The 1,960-nt window shown below is 75.4% G+C and carries 3 protein-coding genes and 1 pseudogene; all 4 read right to left on the bottom strand.

Going from position 1 to position 1,960, the window contains the following annotated elements:
* Positions 1 to 187 precede the first annotated feature (187 nt).
* Positions 188 to 358, bottom strand: a complete 171-nt coding sequence (locus tag IE225_RS32510) for a hypothetical protein (RefSeq protein WP_190061267.1) — start codon at positions 356 to 358, stop codon at positions 188 to 190.
* Complete coding sequence (locus IE225_RS32505) at positions 355 to 894, bottom strand: hypothetical protein (protein ID WP_190061266.1); 540 nt, start codon at positions 892 to 894, stop codon at positions 355 to 357. The genes IE225_RS32510 and IE225_RS32505 overlap by 4 nt, the downstream gene beginning before the upstream one ends.
* Entirely contained in the window at positions 891 to 1,604 is a 714-nt protein-coding gene (locus tag IE225_RS32500; RefSeq protein WP_190061265.1) for a zinc finger domain-containing protein, read from the bottom strand. Before IE225_RS32500 ends, IE225_RS32505 begins: the two co-directional genes overlap by 4 nt.
* Positions 1,605 to 1,608: 4 nt before the next feature.
* Positions 1,609 to 1,960 (bottom strand): annotated as a pseudogene (locus tag IE225_RS32495) (hypothetical protein); the annotation flags it as partial.

Here is a 1,960-nt window from a genome sequence, read left to right as displayed (position 1 = left end):
GACGGGCCCCGGGGTGGTCTTGGCGTTGAACCGCTCGGCGGCTGAGGGGCGGCTCATGGGATGTACCTCCGTCGGGATCTGCTCGCGCCGAAATACGGTCCGTGGATGGCTTATACCGTCCACGGGTGGACTGTAGCAGGTAGGGGGGCGGCCTGTTCGGTTCGGTTTTCCGCCCCCTGCCGTGGGGCTACGCGGCTGCTGAGCGGTCCTGCTCGGGCGGGGCAGCGATGATCGTCCACCCCTGGTCGCGCAGCTCGGTGACGATGCGGGCGACGACGGCCTCGGCCTGGTCGTCGTGCTCGCGCTGCGCGTCCTCAACGGCGGCCCGGACGACGGCCAGTGCTGCGCGCGGGATCATCGCTGCGCCCCGGTGATGTGCCGGGCCCGCTGCCGGTGTTCGGGCCGGACGATGGCGGGCGGCGACATGAGGGCGCGGGCACTGCGCTCGGCCTCGGCGGCGAGGCGGCGGCGCCGGGTCTCGTGTTCGGCCTGCTCGCGGGCTGCGGCCTCGGCGCGGGCCTGCATCCATGCGAGCCACGAACGGTGTCGGTCGTCGGCGCCGGGCCGGTAGTCCGCGGGGGTCGGCGGGTGGCCGGCGGCGGCGAGCTGCTGCTCGGCGGCGCGTTCGGCGAGCAGGGCGCCCCCGTCGATCTCGTCGAGGGTGCGCCAGGTGTCCCACCCGGTGTGTTCCTGAAAGATCACGTACGCGCCCTTGTCGGCAAGCTCGCGCACCTTCCGCTTGGCGCGCTTGCGGTCGGCGGTGCGGATCACGACCGGGTCGTCGGGCCGGTGATCCCAACTGGCCTCGATCCGGTACGACTTGACGTTCTTGGTGTGGTCGGTGCCCGGTGCCTTGCGGCGGTGGGTGCGGGCCTGCTTCGGGGTCGGGCTCACGCTACGGCCCCCTGCTGGGCGCGGCGGGCCTGGGCGGCTTCGACGCGGCACGGGTGCGGTGCCTTCATACGGCGCGTGCCGATGGCGTCGGTCTTGGGGTTGATGCGGCGCACGCGGCACGGCTTGCCAACGGTGGCGCCGCACCACGTGCACTCGACGTCGAGCGGGTCGGGCAGGTCGGCGGCGGCCAGACGCTCGCGCATGGCACGCACGGGCCGGAACGGGGCGAGCTGGTCGCGCACGTGCTTGGGCACGTAGTCGACGCCGAGAGCGCGCAGCCGGTCGCGGGCCTGCGCGTTGCGGGCGTCGCGTCCGGCGGTGAGCGCGGCCCGCGGCTGGGCGACGGCCTGCCCGGTCTCGATGGCGCGGCGCTGGGCGGCGAGGGCGGCCCGGTACGCGGCGTCGTCGTCGGGGTCGACGTCCGGCACGGGGTCGACGTGCCGGGACAGCACGTCGCGGCGGAAGTCGGCCCACACGCGGGAGACGTCCGAGGGCTTGATCGGGTAAGGGCTGGTGGCGATGTGGTGGCGCACGACGTCGGCGGCGTCGAAGTGGCGACCCTCGGGGTGCGGCGCGGTCGCGGGGACGTCGGCCAACAGGGCGTGCCACTGGTCGAGGCGTTCCGCGGCGGCGGCGCGGTCGGCCGGGGCGCGGGTGGGGTCGAGGCGGTCGGCGTGGGCCAGCAGGGCGGCTATTTGGCGGCGGTCCACGGTGTCACTGCTCCTCTGCGAGTAGGTCGGCGTAGAAACCGGCGGCCTGCGCGGCGCGGCCGGGCCGGTCGGCGGCGGCGTGCGCGCGGCCGGGGAAGGGAACGACGTTCGAGCCGGGGGCGGCGGCCGGGGCGGTGCTGGGCGCCGGGGCCGGGGGAAGGGCCTGCCACGCCCGCAGGAAGTAGCGGGCGTGCGCGACGCCGTTGCGGGCGCGCTGGGCGGCCTGTACGGCAGCGGCAGCGAGCATGTCGGGCCCGCTGCGCTTCATCAGGGCGTCGACGGTGAACCACTCGGTGGGGGTGAGGGTCCACGCGGGGTAGATGCCGGCCGCGGTGATCTGGTCGACCAGGGGGCGG

The sequence above is a fragment of the Streptomyces echinoruber genome, assembly GCF_014651135.1.
In the GTDB taxonomy this organism is placed as follows: Bacteria; Actinomycetota; Actinomycetes; order Streptomycetales; family Streptomycetaceae; genus Streptomyces; species Streptomyces echinoruber.
Note: the sequence above shows the minus strand (reverse complement) of the source record. Positions and strands in the feature narration are given on the sequence as shown.

Coding starts and splice junctions, on each gene's coding strand:
- IE225_RS32510 (WP_190061267.1), bottom strand. CDS start 358: ATGATCCCGCGCGCAGCACTGGCCGTCGTCCGGGCCGCCGTTGAGGAC.